The sequence below is a fragment of the Leuconostoc garlicum genome (genome assembly GCF_001998805.1).
GTDB lineage: Bacteria > Bacillota > Bacilli > Lactobacillales > Lactobacillaceae > Leuconostoc > Leuconostoc lactis.
The window spans coordinates 749,649-773,230 of the sequence record NZ_CP016329.1 but is presented as its reverse complement, the minus strand read 5'-3'; the positions used below and the strand labels follow the sequence as shown (position 1 = coordinate 773,230).

23 protein-coding genes are annotated in these 23,582 nt (G+C 43.9%); 2 read left to right on the top strand and 21 right to left on the bottom strand.

The features are described 5' to 3' along the window. Positions 1–51: 51 nt before the first annotated feature. The 7 genes from ftsH to pth form a co-directional block, all read right to left on the bottom strand. Positions 52–2,127 (bottom strand): ATP-dependent zinc metalloprotease FtsH, encoded by a 2,076-nt coding sequence (ftsH, locus tag A9176_RS04025; RefSeq protein WP_077282173.1) that lies wholly within the window; start codon positions 2,125–2,127, stop codon positions 52–54. A gap of 23 nt (positions 2,128–2,150) precedes the next feature. Beyond that, entirely contained in the window at positions 2,151–2,690 is a 540-nt protein-coding gene (gene hpt, locus A9176_RS04020) for a hypoxanthine phosphoribosyltransferase (RefSeq protein WP_077282172.1), read from the bottom strand. Then, a complete protein-coding gene (gene tilS, locus A9176_RS04015; RefSeq protein ID WP_077282171.1) occupies positions 2,690–3,997 on the bottom strand; it encodes a tRNA lysidine(34) synthetase TilS in 1,308 nt (435 codons plus the stop codon). Before tilS ends, hpt begins: the two co-directional genes overlap by 1 nt. A gap of 28 nt (positions 3,998–4,025) precedes the next feature. After that, complete coding sequence (locus tag A9176_RS04010) at positions 4,026–4,421, bottom strand: FtsB family cell division protein (protein ID WP_029509550.1); 396 nt, start codon at positions 4,419–4,421, stop codon at positions 4,026–4,028. Between the two features lie 81 nt (positions 4,422–4,502). Continuing rightward, entirely contained in the window at positions 4,503–4,793 is a 291-nt protein-coding gene (locus A9176_RS04005; RefSeq protein WP_077282170.1) for an RNA-binding S4 domain-containing protein, read from the bottom strand. A gap of 27 nt (positions 4,794–4,820) precedes the next feature. After that, entirely contained in the window at positions 4,821–8,351 is a 3,531-nt protein-coding gene (gene mfd / locus A9176_RS04000) for a transcription-repair coupling factor (protein ID WP_198150939.1), read from the bottom strand. A 38-nt stretch (positions 8,352–8,389) separates the two neighbouring features. After that, positions 8,390–8,959 (bottom strand): aminoacyl-tRNA hydrolase, encoded by a 570-nt coding sequence (pth, locus tag A9176_RS03995; RefSeq protein ID WP_010000053.1) that lies wholly within the window; start codon positions 8,957–8,959, stop codon positions 8,390–8,392. Between the two features lie 119 nt (positions 8,960–9,078). Between pth and cbpA the strand changes: the two genes are divergently transcribed. Then, positions 9,079–9,726 (top strand): cyclic di-AMP binding protein CbpA, encoded by a 648-nt coding sequence (gene cbpA / locus A9176_RS03990; RefSeq protein ID WP_055307429.1) that lies wholly within the window; start codon positions 9,079–9,081, stop codon positions 9,724–9,726. A 28-nt stretch (positions 9,727–9,754) separates the two neighbouring features. Here cbpA and A9176_RS03985 read toward each other — a convergent pair whose 3' ends face one another. From A9176_RS03985 to A9176_RS03940, 10 genes are all read right to left on the bottom strand, one after another. After that, positions 9,755–10,642 (bottom strand): prenyltransferase, encoded by an 888-nt coding sequence (locus A9176_RS03985; protein ID WP_077282169.1) that lies wholly within the window; start codon positions 10,640–10,642, stop codon positions 9,755–9,757. A gap of 123 nt (positions 10,643–10,765) precedes the next feature. Continuing rightward, positions 10,766–12,385 (bottom strand): chaperonin GroEL, encoded by a 1,620-nt coding sequence (gene groL / locus A9176_RS03980; RefSeq protein WP_010004261.1) that lies wholly within the window; start codon positions 12,383–12,385, stop codon positions 10,766–10,768. Positions 12,386–12,469: 84 nt separating this feature from the next. Next, positions 12,470–12,754, bottom strand: a complete 285-nt coding sequence (gene groES / locus A9176_RS03975) for a co-chaperone GroES (protein ID WP_010000805.1) — start codon at positions 12,752–12,754, stop codon at positions 12,470–12,472. 147 nt (positions 12,755–12,901) lie between these two features. After that, positions 12,902–13,735, bottom strand: coding sequence for a YitT family protein (locus A9176_RS03970; protein WP_077282168.1), 834 nt, complete (start codon positions 13,733–13,735; stop codon positions 12,902–12,904). Next, on the bottom strand, positions 13,735–14,112 hold the full coding sequence (locus A9176_RS03965; protein WP_077282167.1) for a DUF956 family protein: 378 nt from the start codon (positions 14,110–14,112) through the stop codon (positions 13,735–13,737). Before A9176_RS03965 ends, A9176_RS03970 begins: the two co-directional genes overlap by 1 nt. A gap of 135 nt (positions 14,113–14,247) precedes the next feature. Continuing rightward, positions 14,248–15,159, bottom strand: coding sequence for a PTS system mannose/fructose/sorbose family transporter subunit IID (locus tag A9176_RS03960; protein ID WP_029509539.1), 912 nt, complete (start codon positions 15,157–15,159; stop codon positions 14,248–14,250). Positions 15,160–15,173: 14 nt separating this feature from the next. After that, positions 15,174–15,983 (bottom strand): PTS mannose/fructose/sorbose transporter subunit IIC, encoded by an 810-nt coding sequence (locus A9176_RS03955; RefSeq protein ID WP_029509538.1) that lies wholly within the window; start codon positions 15,981–15,983, stop codon positions 15,174–15,176. 37 nt (positions 15,984–16,020) lie between these two features. After that, positions 16,021–16,983: a mannose/fructose/sorbose PTS transporter subunit IIA gene (locus tag A9176_RS03950; RefSeq protein WP_029509537.1), complete on the bottom strand. Its 963-nt coding sequence runs from the start codon at positions 16,981–16,983 to the stop codon at positions 16,021–16,023. Positions 16,984–17,177: 194 nt separating this feature from the next. After that, positions 17,178–18,158, bottom strand: a complete 981-nt coding sequence (locus A9176_RS03945; protein WP_077282166.1) for a type I phosphomannose isomerase catalytic subunit — start codon at positions 18,156–18,158, stop codon at positions 17,178–17,180. A gap of 171 nt (positions 18,159–18,329) precedes the next feature. Next, a complete protein-coding gene (locus A9176_RS03940; protein WP_077282165.1) occupies positions 18,330–19,070 on the bottom strand; it encodes a nitroreductase family protein in 741 nt (246 codons plus the stop codon). 116 nt (positions 19,071–19,186) lie between these two features. Between A9176_RS03940 and A9176_RS03935 the strand changes: the two genes are divergently transcribed. Continuing rightward, complete coding sequence (locus A9176_RS03935; protein WP_077282164.1) at positions 19,187–19,675, top strand: aromatic acid exporter family protein; 489 nt, start codon at positions 19,187–19,189, stop codon at positions 19,673–19,675. A 24-nt stretch (positions 19,676–19,699) separates the two neighbouring features. Here A9176_RS03935 and A9176_RS03930 read toward each other — a convergent pair whose 3' ends face one another. The 4 genes from A9176_RS03930 to tsaD all read right to left on the bottom strand — a co-directional run bounded on the left by A9176_RS03930 (position 19,700) and on the right by tsaD (position 23,560). Then, entirely contained in the window at positions 19,700–20,530 is an 831-nt protein-coding gene (locus A9176_RS03930) for a Cof-type HAD-IIB family hydrolase (RefSeq protein WP_077282163.1), read from the bottom strand. A gap of 156 nt (positions 20,531–20,686) precedes the next feature. Next, positions 20,687–21,724, bottom strand: coding sequence for a lipid II:glycine glycyltransferase FemX (locus tag A9176_RS03925; protein WP_077282162.1), 1,038 nt, complete (start codon positions 21,722–21,724; stop codon positions 20,687–20,689). A gap of 8 nt (positions 21,725–21,732) precedes the next feature. Further along, the gene (locus A9176_RS03920; RefSeq protein ID WP_095653136.1) at positions 21,733–22,380 is read right to left on the bottom strand and encodes a redox-sensing transcriptional repressor Rex; all 648 of its coding nucleotides are present in this window, start codon (positions 22,378–22,380) and stop codon (positions 21,733–21,735) included. Positions 22,381–22,549: 169 nt separating this feature from the next. Further along, positions 22,550–23,560 carry a tRNA (adenosine(37)-N6)-threonylcarbamoyltransferase complex transferase subunit TsaD gene (gene tsaD / locus A9176_RS03915; protein ID WP_077282161.1) on the bottom strand — a complete coding sequence of 337 codons (1,011 nt, stop codon included), beginning with the start codon at positions 23,558–23,560 and terminating at the stop codon, positions 22,550–22,552. Positions 23,561–23,582 lie beyond the last annotated feature (22 nt).

The following is a 23,582-nucleotide window of genomic DNA, read 5'->3' as shown; positions in this document are numbered from 1 at the left end:
TGATTTCAAATAAAAAAGTTGACGTAACCGTCAACCTCTATTTTACTTATTTTAATCGCGCTTGTCATCTATTGGCGCATCATCTAAAGTTTCCGCTTCTGATTCATCATCAGGTTTTGGTTCTTCATGATGTTCATAGCGTGCTTCAGCCTCTGAATCCTTTGCATCGGCAGCTGCCTTTGCTTCTTCAAACGACTTTGCTATCGCAACTTCGTCATCATCTTGCACATCTTTACGGGTAAAGTGCCCTGTTTCATAGATGTCCTTGATTTGACGTTCGTCCAACGTTTCGACTTCAAGCAAAGCTTCGGCAATCGCTACCAGCTTATCCTTATGTTCAGCAATCACTGAGGTTGCATCATCATAAGCTTCTTGCGCCAAACGACGAACTTCTTCATCAATCAAACGTGCTGTTTCTTCAGAATAAGCATGGTTACCAGCTTGTTCAGTATAACCAACACTGGCATTACCTTCTAGTTGCACCATGCCGACCTTCGTTGACATCCCAAAGGCTGTAACCATTTGGCGTGACAAGTTAGTCGCTTGTTGGAAATCATTTGATGCGCCTGAGCTGGCTTCATTAAACATAAACATTTCCGCAGCACGGCCACCCATCAAACCAGCCAATTGTTCCTTGGCTTCTGAGTAACGCAAGTTGTAGCGGTCATTCTTTGGCGTCATCAATGCATAACCACCAATACGACCACGTGGGACAATGGTTACCTTACGCACAACTGATGCTTCAGAACGTACCAAACCAACCAAGGCGTGTCCGGCTTCGTGGTAAGCCGTTGTCCGACGTTCTTGTTCAGACATGCCACGGTTTGTCTTTGCTGGTCCTTGGAAAATACGATCTTCAGCTTCATCAATATCCGCTGCATCAATTTCTTTCTTGTTGCGACGGGCGGCCAACAAGGCAGCTTCGTTTAACAAGTTTTCCAAATCGGCACCAACGTAACCTGGTGTCTGTTGCGCAATCGCTTTCAAATCAACGTTCTTAGCCAAAGGCTTGTTGCGAGCGTGAACATTCAAGATTGCTTCACGTCCCTTAACGTCAGGTGCCCCAACCAAAATCTTACGGTCAAAACGGCCTGAACGGAGCAAAGCTGGATCCAACACGTCTGAACGGTTCGTTGAAGCCAAAATGATCACACCTTCTGACCCTTCAAATCCGTCCATTTCAATCAAGATTTGGTTCAATGTTTGTTCACGTTCATCGTTTCCGCCACCCATACCGGTACCACGACGACGACCAACCGCATCAATTTCATCAATGAAAATGATTGCTGGTGCAGCCTTCTTGGCGTTTTCAAACAAATCACGGACACGAGAAGCCCCAACACCGACGAACATTTCGACGAAGTCAGAACCAGACATTGAGAAGAACGGTACACTAGCTTCACCAGCAACCGCCTTGGCAAGCAATGTCTTACCTGTTCCCGGAGGGCCTTCAAGCAAAACACCCTTTGGAATGCGAGCACCTAAGCTCACAAATTTCTTAGGTGACTTCAAGAACTCAACCACTTCAACTAATTCTTGCTTTTCTTCTTCAGCACCAGCCACGTCAGAGAAGCGTACTTTGTTATCCTTCGGATCAGATGGCTTAGCTTTTGACTTACCAAAGCTCATCATGCCACCTTGGCCACCCTTACCACCAGCTTGGCTCATCATCATGTAGAAGACACCAATGATCAGCAAGACTGGCAAGAATGACACGAGTAAGTTCAACCAGAAACCAGATGATTCTTGTTGTTTCGCAACTAATTCTGTCTTAGTGTCAGCTGCAGCACGAGAAACGGTTTGTAATGACGCATCATTTGGCAACAAAGTTGACGTGAACTTTGTCACCTTTTGTGACTGCTGCAAAATATTCAAGCCCTTGTCAGCGGTCACTTCTTGCGGCTTACGGTATTCCCCAGTAATGTTGTAAATACCATTACCTTGCTGCACTGTAATTGATTTAAGTTCCTTATCGTTCAGCGCCTTTATAAATTCACTTGACGTTAATGTCTTAGATGTTGACTTATCGTTTCCGAACAAGCCATAAATCATCCCAACAACTGCAAGGAAAATAAAAATGTAGAAAATCGAACTTTTTAAGAAACCATCTTTTGGATTATTTTTCATTAATTTTCCCCAATTTCTAGAAGTTAGTCAGAATAGACTTCTTTTTTCAAGATACCAACGTACGGCAAATTGCGGTACATTTCTTTGTAATCCAATCCATACCCAACAACGAATTCGTTACGGACGCCAAACCCAATATAATCCGCATCAATTTCAACTTTGCGGCCGCCCTTTTTATCAAGCAAGGTCGCAACTTTGATTGAACGCGCACCACGGTCAGCCAGCAACTCTTTCATAAAGAGTAATGATTGGCCAGTATCCACGATGTCTTCTAAAATAATGACGTCACGGTTGGCCACATCAGAACGAATATCCGTCACTAATGTGATTTCATCTGTGCTGGCAACACCGCCATGGTAACTTGAGACGTTAATAAATTCTAAATCAACGTATAAGTCAACTTCGCGCAACAAATCAGCTGTCCAAAGGTATGCCCCCTTTAAAACTGATAGTACCACTGGCTTTTCGCCAGCATAATCTTGTGTAATTTGCTTGCCTAGACGTACTGCAGCATCATGAATGCTTGCTTGGTCAAACAAAATTTCTTGTATATCGTTATCCACTATTTTTCCTCAATTCGCCATGCTAGCCAATTTGGCATTGCATCTTGTTTGATGGCAAAATCTTCGCTAACGCGCCAACGTTGGCGAATCTTCACCGCAATCACCTCATTTTCAGGGGTCGCCAAGACTAGCATGTCTTGCCGTTCAGCAGGTGATAATTTCTCGTCAATCGCTAGTCGTCGCAACCTTTTGTGCCCATGTATGAGAGCAAGTTTATCACTAGTTCTCACTGGGCGCAAGTCCAAATGTGTCGTGGGTTGCTTTAAGGTAAATGCAACACTGAATGCGGTTTCATTTGGGGACTGATTCGTCCATCGAAGGGCGCCATCAGTGAATTTTTGCCATTGATTTAATTTTAACATAGTTGGCGGCAAAACTTGCACCGGATTTGCCGTTTCTATTATGTTTTCTAACTGTAATTGTTGGTAAGATTTCACAATTTGCGTTTGTTGTGACAAACGCACCGTGCCCGTTGGTTTTTTGTCGTTATGCAACAATTTGACGACTTGTGCCAGCTGCGCTTGTTTAATCCGGTAAATGCCCTGTTGTTGCAAAAAAACGGTGAGTGTCGGTACGAGCCAACGTGACGGAACAGCCGGCCAATTCGAGGTGAGTAACGGCACATAATCGGCAGCCGTTTGGGTAATCAAATCAGATTGCGCCTGAATTTGTACCGCCATCGCATTAATATGTGTCACAGCCTGTGGATTAATCTGTTGCAAGGCCGGCATGACCACATGGCGTAACCGATTGCGCGCGGTATAATCGGGATCATCATTGGTCTGATCATGACGCCACGTTAACCCATGCGCCTGTGCATAACTCATTAACGTTTGCTTTGTTATCCCCAGAAAAGGCCGGCGGATTTTAGCCCGACTAGTGGCCATCCCCGCCAGTTGCGTCACTTGACCACCACGCACTAACTTTAACAAGACCGTTTCGGCTTGATCGTTGGCATGATGTGCGACAGCAATGGTCTGCGTTTGGTATTTGGCACCCAATGCCTCAAAAAATCGATAACGCAATGCGCGCGCCTGCGCTTCAACACCCGTTGTTGGAATATCATCCCATTCACATAGCTCAAATTGCGCCTGATATTGTTGTGCCAATTTGGCCACAAAAGCCGCATCCCCGTCACTCTCAGCACGCAAATGATAATTGACATGCGCGACAACGAGTTGGGCTGTGGGTAAGTGCTGGCGCAAAGCGTGTAGCAAAACGACAGAATCAACGCCACCAGACACGGCAACGATAACGGTCGGTTCCCAAGTTTGCGCTTGTAATTGTTGTTGGATTTTTTCAATCATGATAGAAAAAGCACCCTTAAGGTGCTTGTTAGTTATGGTCTGACGGTAGATTATAAACAATCTCACCTGATTTCGTATAGCCATACTTATCTCGCAAAATCTGTTGTAGATAAGTTGGATCGTTTAAACGCTTCTGATCAGCTTTTAACTCGCTGTTCGCTTTTTTAACCGCAATTAACCGTGATTGCGTTGTCGTCAACGTTGCGTTGGCAGCATGTAGCTTAACTTGACTAATCAATAATTGTACCGCAAAAATTGTCGCAAAAATGGCGCCAAAGAACAGGATTCTTTTTTCACGGTTAGCGTGCGCCTTTTGATAATGACGCTTCGCCTGCATGTTAGCTGGTTCAGAATTCCGAATAATTTGTTGTATTTCTGGATGAACACGCTGCTTATTCAATTGTCTTCTGTTGTAAGTCGACATGAATTTCACCTAATGCTAGTTTGTCACGTTCTTAGGATTTTTTCAATATTCTTTAAACTTACTTAAAAATTAAGCGTGCTTTTAAGCGTTTGCATCGTCGCTATCCGTGCGGAAATCTTGCGCAAATGTTTCACTCACAATTTCATACATATCAGCGGCTTCATCTTTTTTGGTTGTTTCAACGATTTTTAAGACCTTAACCGTCAACGTTTTATTGCCAAAACGGATTTCCAATTCGTCATTAGTTGACACATCAGATGATGATTTGGCCACTTTACCATTAATTGAAATACGGCCTTGATCTGAAATTTCTTTGGCTACCATCCGACGCTTAATGAGTCGTGACACTTTTAAATATTTATCTAATCGCATAATGTTCTCTTTTCTGGATAACAGTCGTTATCCCTGACTTTCTTGTTGTTTTGCAATGACGACACGTAAATAATCCTTCAGGATATGGAGCCAAATGCTACTTTCGGCGACGTCATTAACAGTCATAATGACTTGTAATTGCCCTGACTCCGACCGGACTGCAACCTTTAACGGCACATCAACCAAAGTTGCAAATACCGCTTCCCCTGCCAAATTGGCTGTCGCTTCTGGGCTAAAGGTCATCACCAGTTGTTGGCGTTGTCGGCGAATATTGGTCACTTGGGCTTGATCAGCTAGCTGTTTGATCTGCCCTACCAAAAGCAAACGCGCGACCTCATCCGGCATATCGCCAAAACGATCCAGCATATCCGCTTCAATATCTGCAAAGTCGTCATCTGTACGCGCTTGTCGAATACGGGTATATAATTCAATTTTTTGCGCATTATCCGCCACGTAATCTTCTGGCAAATAGGCCGAGACACCCAAAATCAATTCCGCATCGGTTTCTTGTGGTGCCGGTGTGGCGTCATGGTGGCCTTGTTTCTTGGCTACAGCTTCTTTAAGCAGTTGGGTATACATGTCATAACCCACCGAATCAATAAAGCCGTGTTGTTGTTTCCCTAATAAATCACCAGCGCCACGAATACTCAAATCACGCATGGCAATCCGGAAACCGGAACCTAATTCCGTAAAATCACGAATCGCTGCTAAGCGCTTTTCTGCTTCTTCACTGGGTGTCCGTGAAAAAGGATAAGTGAAGTAGGCATAGGCCAAACGGGTTGAACGACCGACACGACCACGTAACTGATAGAGTTGCGATAAGCCCATGTGATCCGCATTTTCAACAATGAGTGTGTTGGCATTCGGAATATCCACACCGGTTTCAATAATGGTAGTGGTCACCAAAACATCATAATTCCCATTCAAAAAATCAAATAGGATGCTTTCCAATTGCGTTTCAGACATTTGCCCGTGAATCGCCGCCACGCGTGCGGATGGGACTAATTCTTCAATTTGACTGACCACACGGTCCAAGTCAGCCACCCGATTATGCAAATAAAACACCTGGCCATCACGTGCCAGCTCTTTTTCAATCGCATTACGCACAATGGTCCAGTCCGCTTCCAATACATAGGTTTGGATCGGGAAACGATTAGCTGGTGGCGTTTCAATCACTGATAAATCACGCGCACCAACCATCGCCATATTTAACGTTCTTGGAATTGGCGTTGCAGTCAATGTCAGGACGTCAACACTGTGACGCAACTGCTTCAACCGCTCCTTATGCTTCACCCCAAAGCGTTGTTCTTCATCAATAACTAAGAGGCCTAAATCAGCAAACGTCACATCTTGGCTTAACAAACGATGCGTGCCCACCACGATGTCAATTTCATGTGCCTTTAGTTTAGCAATCACCGCTTTATTTTGTGCCGGCGTTTGAAAGCGGCTTAACACACCAATTTTCAATTCAGGAAATGCACTAAAGCGCGCCAACATTGTCTCATAGTGTTGTTGAACTAAGATTGTTGTTGGTGCCAGAAAGGCAACTTGCTTCCCCGCATGCGCTGCTTTGAAAATCGCCCGCAAGGCCACTTCCGTTTTACCAAAACCAACATCGCCAACCAACAGCCGGTCCATTGGCCGTGGTTTTTGCATGTCCGCTTTGATTTCTTCAATCGATCGCATCTGGTCAGGTGTTTCCGGATAACCAAAGGCCGTATCAAACTTCAGTTGCGCCATATCATCTGGTGGAAAAGCATATCCAGCCTCCGCTTCCCGTTGGGCGTATAACTCGAGCAGGTCATCCGCAATGTCTTCTATTTTAGCTGCGACTTGGCGCTTGGTCTTCGCCCACTCGGTACCACCCAACTTATTTAACTTGGGTGCCTTAGCGGCATCAGAAGCCCCAATATATTTTTGAATCAAATTTAATTGGGTAACGGGAATAAAAATCTTGGCATTTTTTTGATAAGCAATCGTGAGGTAATCTTGCTTGCCACCATCAACCGTCATGGTCTGTAAGCCTTCATAACGGCCAATACCATGGTTAACGTGGACAACATAATCACCAACATTTAACTCATTATATGACTTCAACCGTTCAGCATTCGCCATTTGTCGTGGACGGGATGTTGTCCGGCGTGACTTAGCAAACAGTTCGTGAGCCGTTAACACCGTAAGGTGCAGCTGAGGCCATTCAAAACCGGCTGACAAGTCCCCGGCCATCATTTGGACATGATGAGGCTGAACCGTGCGGGTCTCCAGTACAGGCTGTTCTAAATCAGTCAACGACGTTTGCAAATTTTGCCGTTGTTTGGAATCATCAAGCAACAAAATGGTAGTGGTCCCCGCCCCTTGGGCCTGATCAAGATCCGTCATTAACGCTGGCATTTGACCATAATATTGATTTGCCGGTCGCGTGGTCACTTCAACGAGATTTGTCCATTTCATTTGACTTAGGCCACGTTTAAAATTCGCCAAATACAAGGTTGCCCGCTTGTCTTGATGCAATAACGCCGTCAAATCAGCACGAAAAGTCTGCCGTGGTAGTAATTGGTAGCTTGAAATTTGCTGTTCAACCCAGTCTTGTGCTTGTTTATGTTGGGTAAGACCAGTTTCTTTAATCCGTGTATACTCATCTAATATCAACAAGTGATCTGGTTGAAAATAAGCCAGTAGCGTCGTTTCACCACCGAAAAAGTGGGTCGCATACGGCAACAAGCGATTTTCACGCACACGTGTTTCTAACAACTGCTGCGTTACCGCAAAACCAGTCGTGGCATGCTTTTTTTCCACGCCAACAAGCTCACGTCGGTAGTCATTAAAAGCAGCCTCAATACTAGCAGCAGCAGCCGTATAATCCGTTTCTGACACAATAAAATCCGTCACCGGTTCAATGGTAGCCGTTTCAAAATTGCCTGTTCGCTTTTGCGTACTCACATCAAAACTTTTAATTTGATCTAATTCATCATCAAAAAAGTCCAATCGCACGGGTTCCTCACCAGTGAACGGATAAATATCAATAATGGAGCCGCGTTGCGCAAATTCACCAGGGGTTTGCACCAACTTCGTTGGCGTATACCCCATCATCATCAAAGTCGCTTTGATATTGTCCAGCGCATACGTCTCTCCGACAGCTAAGTTCAAGTTGGCCTGATCCAACGTTTCTGGCTTTGGCAACAGGCGTTCAACGCCCGCCAAACTTGTCACGACAATCACTTTTTCTTGGCGTCGCAAGGCCAACAGTGTGGCCACCCGTTGCATACGCAATTCAGGTGAACTAATGGCTATTTCCGTGGCTAACGATTCTTCCGCCGGAAAACCCATGGCCGCTGTTGTCAGCTGGGATAAATCGGCCAAAAGTTGATCAGCATGAACCTGTGTATCAGTCACCACTAACATTTGGCGTGGCTGGGCTTGATAAAGCGCCGCAATACTGGCAGCACGCGCGCTGCCATGTACCCCTAACAGGAGTTGCGTCGAATCCTCAGTGGCGTGAGTCGTAATATTTTGAATTGTTTCTGATTGTGCTAGAAAATCCGTTAACATATAATCCATACTCCCCTTGCCCACAAATCACTAATCGGTGACACATGTTAACCGTTATACTGGTTACTCAATTGTGCCACGTCAGCCCCTTTAATCCAGTCAGTCATCGCTGCGACGCTGCGATCTAGCATTTGTTCAACCGCTGGCATCTCAGCTGGTGTAAACTTTCCTAACACGTAGTTAATCACTGCTTGCTTGTCACGTTCTGGATGACCAAGTCCAAACTTCAAACGTAGAAATGTCTGGGAATCAGTATGCGCCATAATGGACTTCAAGCCATTATGGCCACCGGCTGACCCTTTTCCGCGAAAGCGTAATTTACCAAATGGCAAATCCATATCGTCCACCAGCACAAGGACATCATCATCAATTGCCCCACCAAAATAGTCTAAAACAGCGCGTACCGCTTTGCCTGAATCGTTCATATAAGTTGTTGGTTTGACCAACATGACTTGCTCACCAGCCACGGTCACTTTGGCCGTTAAGGCAAAGTGTTTACTTGGTGAAAAGGCGACTTGGTGCGCCGCTGCAAAGGCATCAACGGCCATAAAACCAATGTTATGGCGTGTTTGTTCATATTTTGAGCCAATGTTTCCGAGTCCAATAATATATTTCATGTCAGCTTTTTATCTATCCTTACTAAAATTCTCAATCTTATCTATCAGTATAACAGAATTCTGTGTTATCATGGTATATGGCTATTTCATGATAAAAAATTTAATTTTAGGACACGCATATGCTCCACGAATCTCTCATCACCCCAAAGTCTGAATTGACAACAGTTACAGAAAATACGACAATTGCGCAAGTGAATGATTTGTTTAATTCAGCTGCGGAGGCGCATACGCGCACAATGCCAATTTTGGATGAATCTGGCAAACTCTTTCGCGGTAATGTTTATAAACAACATGTTTACGAACACATTGCCAAAAACGGCGACATGAATTTGCCCGTAACGGCTATCATGCGCAATTCAACCAAGTTTATTTATACCACAAGTCAATTTTACGAGGTCTTTTTTGCGATCCGTGATTTGCCTTTTATCGCTGTACTCGATGAGCAGCACCATTTTGCCGGCATCTTCACCCATGATGCCCTGATGGACCTTTTGTCACAGAGTTGGTCCGTACGTACTGGTGGTGTTGCCATTTCGGTTACCTCACATAATACGCAAGGTGACTTGAAAAAAATAGCGAGCATTATCGCCCGCTATTCCAACATCGAATCCGTTTTAAGCATTCAACCACAACAAGCAACACCTACATCACTCATGTTCACGTTGCCCCTCGCAATTGACAGCGAACAATTACAAAAACTGGTGACACGCCTTGAAAAGAAAGGCTTTACTGTCACAAGTATTGAAGATTTACAACGCTTTAACTAAAAGACGACCGCAATTGCGGTCGTCTTTTTTATAACAGTATCCCTGCCACAATGGCGACAGTCATCCCCAACATGACAATGACTAGATTTTTAATGGCTAAAATAAAGGTTTCCCGTTTAATCGGACGCGCAATAAAATCGCGAACATGGCGGATGACGATTGGCAACAATACAATCATCGCATAACTTGTAATTGGCAACCAACCGACCAACGTCACCAAGATCATTTCCGCAAACGCAATAATTGCCAAAACCAGATAGAGTTGCTTGGCCGCTGATACGCCAATATAGTGTACCAAGGTGTGGCGATTGTTTTCTTCATCTTCATCATGATCCGCAATATTATTGGCCAACATAATTTCTGCAATAAACACTGTCAACGGGAAGCTGACCACAAACCATTGGAGTAAGACACTCGGCATAGGGGTCATGTGCGTGTTGACGTACACTTGTGCGACAAAGATAAAGTAACCCATCGTCAAACCAGAGACAAGTTCACCAAATGGCGTGTTCGTAATTGGCTTTGGCCCTGCTGAATAAAGATAACCAATTAAAAAACTGACAATCCCAATAATCCAAGTCACATAACCAGTACGTAATGCTACAGCGACGCCAGCCAATGCTGCAATCACACCTAACACGAGCGCAACATTTCGCACTTGATGGTTAGAAATTTCTTCGCCGGCCGCTTCTTCACGTAAAAAGGCGTTGTTCTTTTGCCGTTTCGCATCTTCATAACGATTAAATGTATTAACTGCTAAATGCACGCTAATCGTTGCGATGATGAGCAACGTTGCATTCAACCAACTTAACCGTGCATATTGCCATTGACTATAAGCTAACCCCACCAGCAATGGTGCAACACTGGGGATTACCACCCGAATTTCAACTAAATCTAAAAACTGTTTTGGTGTCATTGTTGTATTAACCTCTAGTAACCTATTCTACCAGAAAAATGCAATCGACGACATGCCCGCTCATGCGTTCACAACACAAAAAAACACGACCTTAAGTCGTGTTTTTAAATTCAATTTACCAGATTACATCATACCTGGCATACCACCTTGTGGCATTGCAGGCATAGCATCATCTTTTGGTAATTCAGCAACCACTGCTTCAGTTGTCAACAACAAAGCTGAGACTGAGGCGGCATTTTGCAATGCTGAACGTGTTACCTTTGTTGGGTCCACGATACCAGCGGCAATCATGTCAACCCATTCACCAGTTGCAGCATTGAAACCAAAGCCTTCTGGTTGTTCCTTCAACTTGTTAACAATAACTGAACCTTCAAGACCAGCGTTTTCAGCGATTTGACGAACAGGTGCTTCCAATGCCTTCATCACAGTGTTCACACCAGTTTGAATGTCGCCTTCTTCTGACAATTCAGCAACAGCTGAAATAGCATTCACAAGAGCTGTACCACCACCGGCAACGAAGCCTTCTTGAACGGCAGCGCGTGTTGCGTTCAAGGCGTCTTCGATACGGTACTTACGTTCCTTCAATTCAGTTTCAGTTGCCGCACCAACGTTAATCACAGCAACACCACCAGACAACTTTGCCAAACGTTCTTGCAACTTTTCACGGTCAAAGTCAGATGTTGTTTCAGCAATTTGTTGCTTGATTGTTTCAACGCGAGCAGCTACAGCAGCCTTATCACCGGCACCTTCAACGATTGTTGTGTTGTCCTTTGTGACGTTAACCTTGCTTGCTTGACCAAGTTGATCAATTGTCACGTCCTTCAAGTTCAAACCAAGGTCTTCAGCAATTACTGTACCACCAGTCAAAATAGCGATATCTTCAAGTTGTGCCTTACGACGGTCACCAAAGCCTGGTGCCTTAACGGCAACAACATTAAACGTACCACGCATCTTGTTCAAAACAAGTGTTGGCAAAGCTTCCCCAGTAATGTCGTCAGCAATGATCAACATCGCACGACCTTGTTCAACCACTTGTTGTAATACTGGCAAAATTTCTTGAATGTTGGCAATCTTCTTGTCTGTGATCAAGATGTAAGGGTTGTCCAAGTTAGCTTCCATCTTTTCACTGTCTGTGACCATGTATTGTGACATGTAACCACGATCAAATTGCATCCCTTCAACAACATCCAAAGTTGTTTCGATACCCTTTGATTCTTCAATTGTGATAACACCGTCGTTACCAACCTTTTCCATCGCTTCCGCAATCAAAGCACCAACTTCTTCGTTAGCAGCTGAGATTGAGGCGATTTGAGCGATTTCAGCCTTCGTATTAACAGGGTGTGACATGTCGTGCAACTTTGCAACGGCTGCGGCTGTCGCACGTTCGATACCAGTACGGATACCTACAGGGTTCGCACCAGCAGTCACGTTCTTAAGTCCTTCACTCACGATAGCTTGTGTCAAAACTGTGGCTGTTGTTGTACCGTCTCCGGCAATGTCATTTGTCTTTGAAGCCACTTCGGCAACTAACTTAGCCCCCATGTTTTCAAAGTGATCTTCTAATTCGATTGCCTTAGCGATCGTCACACCATCATTTGTAATAGTTGGTGTGCCATATGATTGTTCCAACACAACGTTACGACCCTTTGGTCCAATTGTTGTCTTAACAGTGTCAGCTAACTTGTCGACACCGACCTTCATCTTAGCACGAGCATCTTCTGAAAACTTAATTTCTTTTGCCATGATTACATTCCCTCTCTAGTAATTCATTTTAAATATACAGTTTAAATATATAGTTGTTTGCGCCACATTCACTCGGCACAAAAATTACGCCACAATGGCAACGATATCCTTTTCATGTAGTGCAAGGTAGTCATTTCCTTCAAATGATACTTCTTGCCCCGCGTACTTATCAAAAAGTACTTCATCACCTGTCTTCACAGTTAATTCGCGGACTGTCCCATCGTTTAGGACGTATCCTGAACCTACGGCAACGACCTTACCTGTGACTGGCTTTTCCTTAGCATTTGTTGCTAAGAGAATGCCACCAACAGTTTCTTCCGCAGCTTCAGTTACTTCAATAATCACGCGATCACCCAATGGCTTCAACATGAGACATACCTCCAGTTTTTAGTTTTAGCACTCTTTTTACACGAGTGCTAATTACAACTATTATTATAGCACTGTCCGGACATTTGTCAATAAAAAAAGCCTACTTTTGTAGACTAATTTTGTCGTTCAAAGTAGACTCAGCTATCACTAAATAAATGTGCCACCGTGCGCTTCACTAATGTCGTAAGCAATCATGAAAGCCGTGGGGTCAACTTGATGCACACCGCGCACTAAATGATTGTAATCTTGATTTTCTAGAATCACCATCAACATGTCCCGATCGCTATCCGTGTATCCACCACGAACATTCATCAGTGTGTAGCTCGTATCATTTTCTTTCAAATAGGCTTTAACGGCTTCAATGTGATCATTACTCGTGATGTACACCATTTTACGTCGGTCAAGCCCTGTCTCAATATAGTTCATCACAACGGCCGTAATGATGAGCGAAAACACCGCTAAAATAAAGGCTTCCAGACCATCCGTCAACAGGTTACCTAATGAGACAAAGAGATCGATAACCAACAGCGATAGCGCTGGTGCAATGCGAAAATATTTCTTCAAAATCATCGGTGGCACAGCTGTACCACCACTAGACGCTTCCACACGATAAAGCATCGCCACACCAAACGCAAAGATTGCCCCACCAACCAAGACAGCAAACGTTCTATCGGTCAAAACTTGATGGCTAGGTGTTATTTTCAATAATATCGGCAATAACAGGCTGCCAAAGGTAATACGCACCGTTGTGCCACGATCTAAGAAAATTGCCGCCAGGATAATCATCAAAATATTAACCACTAAGACGGTCACTGCACGATCAATCCCAACTAATTCATTCAGCAAAATAGCAAACCCTGTCGCCCCACCAGCCGCAACTTTGGCTGGTGCGTAAAAAAAGTTAATGCTAATGGCAACGAATTCCAAAGCGACAACAATCGTTAAATAACGTAAAATCTGGTACTGCCGTAATATTTTCATTAAACGCCTTTCTTTTTATCCTTCTTTTTAAATAGTGCTTTCAAACGTGAGATTAAAGTTGGTTGTTTCAAGACCTTTTCATGACCAATCTGATCACGAATTGCCTTTAACACTTTGCCAGACTCCGGTGATGAAAAGGAAAAACTGCCACGATCTGTGTCAACTCGGAAACGCCGACTGACCCGATGACGGGCAACACTTGTATACACCGCCGTTACATTCGCCCAAGGAATTTGAATATAATCAGCGACGTTATTATCATTAAAAAATTCAAATGCGCGATCACCCACTAGAAATTTACCGTATTGCGCACCAATACCTAAATACGAAATCCCTTTAGCTGTTAACGCTACTTTAGTATTCAGTGATTGTACCATTATGATTACCCTCCTCACCTATCATACTTTAATCGTATCATTAAATGATAGGCATACTCAATAACTTTTCTTTTATGTACAAAGGCGCTCGTCGAAAATGACGGGCGCCCTTTATCGTAATAATTTAATTCATGCTTACATGATGTGCAAGGCATGCATGATGATTCCGAAGACGAAGATACCAACAATCATTGCAATTGGTGATACGTTCTTCTTCAACAACCACATAGCGAAGAATGTCAATGCCAATCCCATCAAACCAGGAACCAAACTATCCAAGTTTGCTTGCAATGTGTTTGGTGCCATCTTTGTCAATGACAAACCAGCAGCTTGATCACTCAAGATTTGTTGCAACTTACCACCAGTCACAGCGCCACTTGGGAAATCAATGTAAGCCCCTTCAGCCAACTTCTTAGCTGGTAGGTTAACGACAAACTTGATTGAAACCCAACGCTCAACCAGAACGGCCAAGATAAACATTCCCAGGATTGACGCACCCTTAGTGATGTCCTTCAAGAGACCACCTGACAAATCTTGTGTAATTGCAGAACCGGCCTTGTAACCGAATTCTTGGGTATACCAGATAAATGACATACGAATCAAGTTCCACAAAACGAAGAACAAGATTGGGCCAAGAATGTTACCAGAAAGGGCCAATGAGGCACCCAAAGCACCCAAGATTGGACGCAATGTGAACCAGAAGACCGGATCACCGATACCAGCCAAAGGTCCCATCATACCAATCTTCACACCTTGAATGGCTGTGTCATCAATTGCAGCCCCATTGGCACGTTCTTCTTCCAATGCCAATGTCACACCAATGATTGGTGATGCAACATAAGGGTGTGTGTTAAAGAATTCCAAGTGACGCTTCAAAGCGGCTACTCGATCTTCTTTTGTGGTATATAACTTCTTAATTGCTGGGATCAAGGCATAAGCCCAACCCACGTTTTGCATACGTTCGTAGTTCCATGAACCTTGTAAGAACTGTGATCGCCATGCAACAGATAGACGATCGTTACGTGATAATTCAATTTTTTCAGCCATCATGTTGCTCCTTCCTAGTATTGATCCAAAATGTCACCGACTGGGTCACCCGAGCCGTTACCATTTGAACCACCGCCACCGTTACCACCCATCTTTGATAGGTTAAGGTAGATGAAGGCCAATGCCACACCGATTGCACCAAGGGCGATCAATGTCAATTGGCTCACAGCGGCCAAGGCAAAACCAATTGCGAAGAATGGCCATACTTCGCGTGTTGCCATCATGTTGATAACCAATGCATAACCAACGGCGACAACCATACCACCACCGATAGCCATACCACCAGTCAACCATTCTGGCATTGCAGCCAAAGCGTTTTGAACGGCTGATGCGGGGATTGCAATCAACAAAGCAGCTGGGATCGCAATACGCAAACCTTGCAACAAGATACCAATCAAGTGGTAACGTTCAATTGCCCGATAGTTACCATCTTTAGCAGCCGCATCGGCACCGTGCGTCAAACCAACAGAAATGGTACGCACGATCATTGTCAAGAACAAACCAGCAACAGCCAAAGGAATAGCTGAAGCAACGGCCACAGAGATACCTGTTGGCGTGAAGTTGTTACCCTTAATCATGATAATTGCTGAAGCGACAGAAGCCAAGGCCACGTCCGGTGCCACAGCGGCACCGATGTTAGCCCAACCAAGGGCAATCATTTGCAGTGAACCACCAAGGATAATACCTGCAGTCAAATGACCAGTGACCAAACCAATTAATGTTGCCGAAACCAATGGTTGGTGAATTTGGAATTCATCCAAAATACCTTCCATACCTGCGAAGAAGGCAATGATTACGACTAAAACCATTGAGATAATAGACATATGTTAAACACCTTTCCTAATCAACGTTTCAAAAGTCTTATTGAACGTTAGCTTTTTTAATCAAATCAAACAAGTTGGCCTTGCTATCACTTGGCACCTTGCGGACGTCGAATTCAACACCCAAGTCGCGCAACTTTTCAAATGCTTCAACGTCTGCCTTGTCCATTGATAAGACCTTGTTGACCATCGTTTTACCTTCAGAATGCGCCATTGAACCGACATTAAGTGTCTTAATTGGCACACCGCCTTCAACGGCACGAAGCACGTCTTGCACAGTTTCAAACAACAAAAGTGCATCAACGCCACCGAAACGATCGTCCTTGGCTACTTCTTCCATCTTGCTGATCGGCACGATGTTAGCCTTCACACCGTTTGGCGCTGCTTGCTTGATTAAGTTCTTACGCAATTCATCATGGGCAACCGCGTCAGATACAACGATGATACGGTTAGCCTTTGAATATGGCGTCCAAGCTGTTGCCACTTGACCGTGCAACAAACGTGTATCCAAACGTGCCAAATTGATGTTGATGTGACCTGGCTTCAAACCATCAGTCGCGTCAGCTTTAGCTTCCGCCTTTTCTGGCGCTGCTGGCTTTGCTTCTTCTGCTTCTGGCACTGACTTAATACCGTCTTTTGAGACTGGTACCAAGTACTTCGCCAAATCAGCTGCTGAATTCATGCCTAGACGGCCGCCGTAAGCTTCAATCAACATTGGCAAGTTCAACCCAGATACGATCGCAACGTGTTCTGGATTTTGTTGTTGGATGAGGCTGGCACGGTTAAACGGTGAGCCACCCCATAAATCAACCAAGAACAATGTGTCATCGTCATTATCAAACTTTGCCAAGGCATCTTGATAATGCTTATCTAAATCGTCTGGTCCTTCAGTCGGCTGGAATGTCACGACTTCAACGTTTTCTTGTTCACCGAAAATCATTGAACCCGACATGATAATGCCTTTTGCAAAGTCACCATGACTAGCAACAATAAGATTAACCATCGATAATCTCCTTCTCAATAAATGTTTACTATACGATTATATAGGAATTTAATCGCGATGTAAACGCTTTCACAATATATTATTGCCGTTATTGTTTACAGTCAATAGTATACATCTTTTGTCCTGAAAAGTAAACGCTTTCATTGCATTTTTTCAATTTTTTTACACCATCTTTTCTGAAAACAGATCTATCTTTAATTATCGAGATATGAGAGTTCTTGTTCACGATAACTTGTTGGCGTGACAAAGCTGACAATCACTTCACCTTGGCCCGATAATATATAGTTGCCAGTATCCTTTAACATGATAAAATTATCGCCTTTTTTAAGGTGATAGGTCGTCCCTTCAGCCGTCAAAGTTAAGTCACCAGCAATCACATTAAACAATTCGTAATCATGGTGCTGGTTGAAATGACTTTCCCCACGAACGGACAACTTATCAATGGTGAACTTAGGCGATGTCAATAAACGCGTTAAAATCGTTTGATCTTGCAACCGCGTTCTCTGGTTCAAAATCGGATCCACGTGAGGTGCTTTGGTCACACTGAGTGCGGCATCAATTTGTAATGGCCGTGGTTGCTGCGTTGTCGCATCCACACGATCAAAGTCATAGAAACGATAAGTTGAATCAGAACTTTGTTGAATTTCTAAGGCTAATACACCAGCACCCAAGGCATGAAAAGTCCCAGCCGGCACATAAAAGAAATCCCCTTTTTGTACCGGAATTGTGCGCAGTAGCTGTGACCATTCACGTTCGTCAACCATTGTTTTTAACGCTGCTTTAGTCGGCGCGTGATGCCCGTAATATAACTTGGCGTCAGGTGTGGCATCTAAGATATACCAACTTTCCGTCTTGCCAAAGTTCTCGGATGATTGCTTATCATTCGGGTGTACCTGAATCGATAGGTTTTCCTGGGCATCTAAAATTTTGGCTAATAGCGGAAATGCCTGTTCTGGATCATGCCCACCAAATAATTCTGGTCGTTCTGTCCACAACTGAGCTAAATCTTGCCCGGCAAACTCACCTTGCGTAATCTTTGAGACCCCATTGTCATGTGCGGAAATTACCCAGGCCTCGCCCACGTGGTTGGATGGCAACTGGTAGCCAAACGTCGCTAGTTTTGTCCCACCCCAAATTTTTTCCTGTAAAGCTGGTGCTAACATCAGGATTGTCATAATAGCGTTTTAATCTCCTTTTTGATGATTTTATATACAATGATAATAAAATTGTATGCGCTTTCATTTTATCATATTTTGGCTGTTTTTGGCGGTATCTTCCTATTTGTCTTGTCCACATAAAAAGACTAAACACTGCTACGTGTTTAGTCTTTTTACTGTCGTGTAACATTATGATAGGCGAAAGCCTTTTTGTTTTGGATAGTTGTTCAAACCCGTATAGTCACGTGGTCGTGTCAAAAGTTTCGTATTATTTTGCACCCAAGAACTAGCCACACCCCGATCGGCATAATAGGTTGTCATCGTTTGATCATATGCCGTAACGGCTGCCACCATTTGGTCTTGATCGTAATGATCTTTCATCCACATCCCAGCCATTGGCAACTTTGGCTTAATGCCAGGCTCTTGTGCTGGGTAACCAATTGAAAAGCCCATGACTGCTTTCACGAACTTTGGTAATTGTAAATGTCGTTCATATAATTCAAAGGCGCCCAGTGCCCCAGCCATGGTGACACTGCCCAAACCAAGCGCTTCTGCAGCCACTTGAGCGCGTCCCAAAGCAACACCAGCCGACACAATACCACCTTCTAACATGGCATACGTCGATAGCCGTTCTTCAGCTAACGCACGGACTTCCGGCGTTAAACCAATCAAGTCTTTATTAAAGTCGACGGCCACCACAAAATAACGGGCGGCACTTTCAATATAAGTCATCCCGACTTGTGCTGTAATTTCCGCCTTCAATGCTTGGTCCGTAATTTCAATAAAGGTGACCGGTTGGTAATTATTCATGTTTGGTCCGGCATTGGCGGCAGATAAAATCGTTGTCACAATGTCATCGGTGACCGGTTCATTCGTATAAGCACGAATTGAACGATGATTATTTAATAAATCTAAAACTGGATTTGACATGTGTTGTTGTCTTGCAACGCGCAACAAACCTGTGTTGCAAGATCCTTTCGTTTTGTGATACATAGATTTTACCATTTTTTTATGATAAAATGATAAGAATATTAGTGGAGGCAGTTATGCAATTTGGACGATTCCGGATCGGTTTACGGACGCTAAAAACAGCCGTGGCGGTTATGTTAATCATTGCCGTTTATTATTGCTTTAACCGTCCCCCTTTTGTCGCTGCTTTAGCGGCTGTCTTTGCCTTACGTGAAAGTTGGGATAAAACGCTGAGCTTTGCTAAGATCCGTTTAATTTCAAACACTGTTGGTGGCTTGCTCGCCTTGGTCTACTTTCTCATTTATACGCAAACCGACCATGCTGACTGGGTCGCAATTATCATCCTCCCACTGCTTGTGATCATCACCATTGTTTTCTTAGATGGTTTTAATTTTAATAGTGGGGTTATCGGTGCACTTGCTGCTTTATTGATGATTGCCTTAAATATTCCAGCCGGTGCAACGGTTGTCTACGTGATTGATCGTATTGCAGATACATTTGTGGGGGTTCTAGTGGCTATTGGTGTGAACCGATTTGCTTCACCGCAAACAAAAAAGAAGGCGTAAACCTTCTTTTTTGTTTGCGATCATTTATGACGTGCTAGCTAAACCAAAATAATCTTCGATCGTGGCTAACACCCCATCGTTAACATTCGTATTCAAAGCACGCTTATCGACGGCCTGCAACATAAATGGTTCGGCATTTGGCATCACATAGCCATGTTCATATTTTTGCAACATTTCTAAATCGTTCCCATTATCACCAAAGGTCATCACTTCACGATCTAAAATATCATAGTAGTCTTGCAAAACTTGCAACCCAGTTGCTTTGTCGACCCCTTTGCCCAACACATCAACAGAACCAAATCCTGACCCCGTTGCATGAAGTTCATCACCAAAGACTTGCCGCAATTCAGCAACGTGTTGTTGCACTTCATCATTGGGCCAAACAAATGTCACTTCTAAAATATGGTCATCAACTTCCATCAATTTTTCCACTTGCTTCACATTTGGATAAAACTGAAAGACCATATCAGCGACCGGACCTGTGGCATGGTTAGAGACATACGTTGCCTTATCACCCGTCATAATAATAATATTTTCAGCTGATTCAGGATTTTTGGCATTCCATTCAATGACTTGATGTAATTGTGCTGGTGACAAATGGACAGAATAGAGTTGCTCATCTGGTGTTGCTACCATCGCCCCATTTGATCCCACAAAATTGATTTCATAGCCTTTCGCAATCGTTGGGGCAAAAAGTTGTTGCAAGTTTTTAACTTGCCGGCCCGAAGCCGCTACAAAGCGGACATCCTTTTCTTGAAGCTGATCCAAGACACGTTCAAAACGATGACGATTATACGCATCATTTTCTGTCAAAAAAGTGCCGTCCATATCAGAAGCAATCATTTTGATGGTCATTCACAACACACTCCTTTTAAATATCCGTCGTTTACTAAAACAAATTTGTCGTGCACAAGCCCTACCTACATATCTTGTCAACCACGCCATGAATTAGCCCACAATGTTTTAATTATAGCATAGTCTTGAATAACTAAAAAAGCCGCCAACGGCGGGTTATTTAAATTGTTCAAGATACGTTTCGTAGGCTGTTTCATCCACAACCCAATCCAGTTCACCAATATATTCAGCTTGTGGATCATGATAAGCAAAGCCGTGCTTAAATTTATAGAGGCCATCTTCGGGCACAAATTCCCCAACACCACCAAAGTCGTATTCGACTTTGCCAAGTGCCAGACCCCATTTTAACATTTCCCATTGCACAGCATATGGGCCATAGTGCTTCGCATATTGCCGGTCAGAACCAGCATACATATACCAGATCTCATCACCATAACTAAAGCCAATGCCACTGGCAATCACGCGACCTTCAAAGTGTGCTAAGAACACTTTAAATAAGCCGGTACCAGCCCATAATTGTTGCATGCGCAAGAAATAATCAATTGGTCGGTGGGTAATCCCTTGTGCCGCAGCCATCATCACATAAGTTTCAAAAAAGGCGCGCACATCTGCTTCAGAATCACCAGCAGTCACGGTAACGCCATCTTTGGCCGCGCGACGGATTTGGTTACGATAATCACGCTTGAAGTGTAACATCAGTTCTTCTTCTGTCGTAATTGGTGTCGCACCCTCACCACGACCATCATAATACAACACCACATTTTTGCGTGGTTGAATATTGCCATGCATGTGGTGAATCTCACGATTACGTGTCACAAAGCCAGCCGCTTGATATTCGGCATTCAACGCATCGCTATAGGCCACTTCAGGGTCCAAACGAATGAGGAACACATTATCCGGCAAGGCTGCCAAAGCTTCTTGGATCATACTTTTAATCAACGCCACATTATGAATGTCGCCAATCGGTCCGCGACCAGCATATCCCAGCAGCTTACCCGGCACAGCTTCAACCGTTAACACCGTTAATACCGCATCAATTTGCCCTGCCGTTTCATGGTAAACATAAACATGGCCCCAATTCGCTTTGAGTTCACCCCATAGCGGGTCTTGGGTCACCTGCCCACGTGGATCTTCTCGAACAAAACGTTGATACGCCTGTACTTTTTCTTGATCATTTAAATCTAAAATCGGCATGTTAATTATTATCCTGTCGTAATTGAACCATAGTTTTCAATAAAGTAAACCAATGTTTGCAATTCATTGGTCAAATCCACATTTTGCACACGCACGCCGCTTGGCACCGTCACACGCAAAGGTGTAAAGTTCAAAATCCCTTTAATGCCAGCATCCACGAGTTCATTCGTGATTTCTTGGGCGACACCTTGTGGTACGGTCAAGATGGCAATATTAATCCGTTGCGCAGTAATCTGCTCTTTTAATTCAGTCATTGAATAAATCGGCACACCAGCCATAATCGTGCCTGCACGTGACTTATCCACGTCAAAAGCCGCTGAAATACGCATGTTAGAAGACTGGTGAAAGTTAAAGTTAAGCAAAGCTTGCCCCAAATTTCCAGCACCAATTAACGCCACATTAATGAGACTGTCTTGATCCAACACATTGGCAAAGAAATCCAGCAACGCCTTGACATCGTAGCCATAGCCACGCTTGCCTAAGGCACCAAAATAAGAAAAATCACGACGAATCGTGGCCGCATCAAACTTAATTGCATCACTTAATTCAGCAGAAGAAATGCGGTCAGTCCCCGCATCGTGTAAAAATGTTAAATAGCGGAAATAAATCGGCAAACGCTTTGCGGTCGCACGCGGGATTTTAGGTTGTGTCATAATTTTCTCCAGTGTTAATGTCGTTATTATCATGCTTGTTTCACCAAACGCAAACGTGATGGTCTGATGAAATCGGCACCTTAGATTACTTTGTGAACTTTTGCATAACTATTGTACCACAAAAATAAGGATCGCAACAAAAGATCGTGATAGATTCACAATCTTATTACGATTATATTAGTTCAAAATCTAAGCCTGGATCAGTATTTAAGTCTAAGCCCGCAAAAATACCTTGTTTGTAATTCCAGTAGCCTGCTGCCCCAATCATCGCGGCATTATCACCCGTATATTGCCGTGGCACAGGAATATACGTTGTTTCTGGAAATGATGCCAGCAATGCTTCTAATGTTTCTCGTAATTGTGAATTAGCCGCAACGCCACCAGCCAAGATAAAACTTTTAACCGGATAGTCTTGTAAGGCGCGTTTCGTTCGGCTAACCAGCGCATCCACAACCGCATTTTGAAAACTCGTTGCTAAGTCATATTGATCAATTGTTTCACCCTTTTGCTCGGCGTGATGGACATAATTAATGACCGCACTTTTTAAGCCAGAGAAACTAAAGTCATAATTATCTTCATGCGCCATAGCAGTGGGAAACTTAATCGTTGGTTGCCCTTTGTGCGCCATATCATCAATGGTTTTACCCGCTGGATAAGGTAACTTTAACAAACGGCCAACTTTATCGAAACTTTCTCCTGCCGCATCATCACGCGTTTCCCCTAACACGGCAAACTCATTTTCGTTTTGCATGAGGACCAGTTCGGTATGGCCGCCAGACACCATCAAAGCTAAGGCTGGATAGCGAATTGGCTGATTAAAGTTAGCCGCTGCAATGTGACCGGCCAAATGATTGACCGGCACTATTGGCAAGTTATGGGCCAACGCAAATGTTTTTGCGCCCATTAAACCAACCAGTAAAGAACCTACCAAGCCAGGCCCATAGGTCACCGCCACCGCATCAAGCTCTGCTGGTGACACGTTAGCTGTGGCCAACGCATCATCTAACACGCGTGTAATCCATTCAATATGGTGTCGACTGGCGACTTCCGGCACAATACCACCAAAACGTTGATGGGAATTGATTTGTGTCGCCACGGCGTTACTTAGGACAATATGGCCATCTTCCACAATGGCAACGCTGGTTTCATCAGCGCTGGATTCAAATGCTATGATTTTTGTCATATTTATGCGTGTAAGTGGTTAC

Coding starts and splice junctions, on each gene's coding strand:
- A9176_RS03940 (WP_077282165.1), bottom strand. CDS start 19,070: ATGTCAAATCCAGTTTTAGATTTATTAAATAATCATCGTTCAATTCGT.
- A9176_RS03950 (WP_029509537.1), bottom strand. CDS start 16,983: ATGGTTAATCTTATTGTTGCTAGTCATGGTGACTTTGCAAAAGGCATT.
- A9176_RS04005 (WP_077282170.1), bottom strand. CDS start 4,793: ATGCGATTAGATAAATATTTAAAAGTGTCACGACTCATTAAGCGTCGG.
- A9176_RS03925 (WP_077282162.1), bottom strand. CDS start 21,724: ATGCCGATTTTAGATTTAAATGATCAAGAAAAAGTACAGGCGTATCAA.
- A9176_RS03965 (WP_077282167.1), bottom strand. CDS start 14,112: ATGGTACAATCACTGAATACTAAAGTAGCGTTAACAGCTAAAGGGATT.
- A9176_RS04010 (WP_029509550.1), bottom strand. CDS start 4,421: ATGTCGACTTACAACAGAAGACAATTGAATAAGCAGCGTGTTCATCCA.
- pth (WP_010000053.1), bottom strand. CDS start 8,959: ATGAAATATATTATTGGACTCGGAAACATTGGCTCAAAATATGAACAA.
- tsaD (WP_077282161.1), bottom strand. CDS start 23,560: ATGACAAAAATCATAGCATTTGAATCCAGCGCTGATGAAACCAGCGTT.
- A9176_RS03935 (WP_077282164.1), top strand. CDS start 19,187: ATGCAATTTGGACGATTCCGGATCGGTTTACGGACGCTAAAAACAGCC.
- A9176_RS03945 (WP_077282166.1), bottom strand. CDS start 18,158: ATGACAATCCTGATGTTAGCACCAGCTTTACAGGAAAAAATTTGGGGT.
- groL (WP_010004261.1), bottom strand. CDS start 12,385: ATGGCAAAAGAAATTAAGTTTTCAGAAGATGCTCGTGCTAAGATGAAG.
- A9176_RS03985 (WP_077282169.1), bottom strand. CDS start 10,642: ATGACACCAAAACAGTTTTTAGATTTAGTTGAAATTCGGGTGGTAATC.
- A9176_RS03960 (WP_029509539.1), bottom strand. CDS start 15,159: ATGGCTGAAAAAATTGAATTATCACGTAACGATCGTCTATCTGTTGCA.
- mfd (WP_198150939.1), bottom strand. CDS start 8,351: ATGGATTATATGTTAACGGATTTTCTAGCACAATCAGAAACAATTCAA.
- cbpA (WP_055307429.1), top strand. CDS start 9,079: ATGCTCCACGAATCTCTCATCACCCCAAAGTCTGAATTGACAACAGTT.
- ftsH (WP_077282173.1), bottom strand. CDS start 2,127: ATGAAAAATAATCCAAAAGATGGTTTCTTAAAAAGTTCGATTTTCTAC.
- A9176_RS03930 (WP_077282163.1), bottom strand. CDS start 20,530: ATGACCATCAAAATGATTGCTTCTGATATGGACGGCACTTTTTTGACA.
- A9176_RS03970 (WP_077282168.1), bottom strand. CDS start 13,735: ATGAAAATATTACGGCAGTACCAGATTTTACGTTATTTAACGATTGTT.
- groES (WP_010000805.1), bottom strand. CDS start 12,754: ATGTTGAAGCCATTGGGTGATCGCGTGATTATTGAAGTAACTGAAGCT.
- A9176_RS03955 (WP_029509538.1), bottom strand. CDS start 15,983: ATGTCTATTATCTCAATGGTTTTAGTCGTAATCATTGCCTTCTTCGCA.
- tilS (WP_077282171.1), bottom strand. CDS start 3,997: ATGATTGAAAAAATCCAACAACAATTACAAGCGCAAACTTGGGAACCG.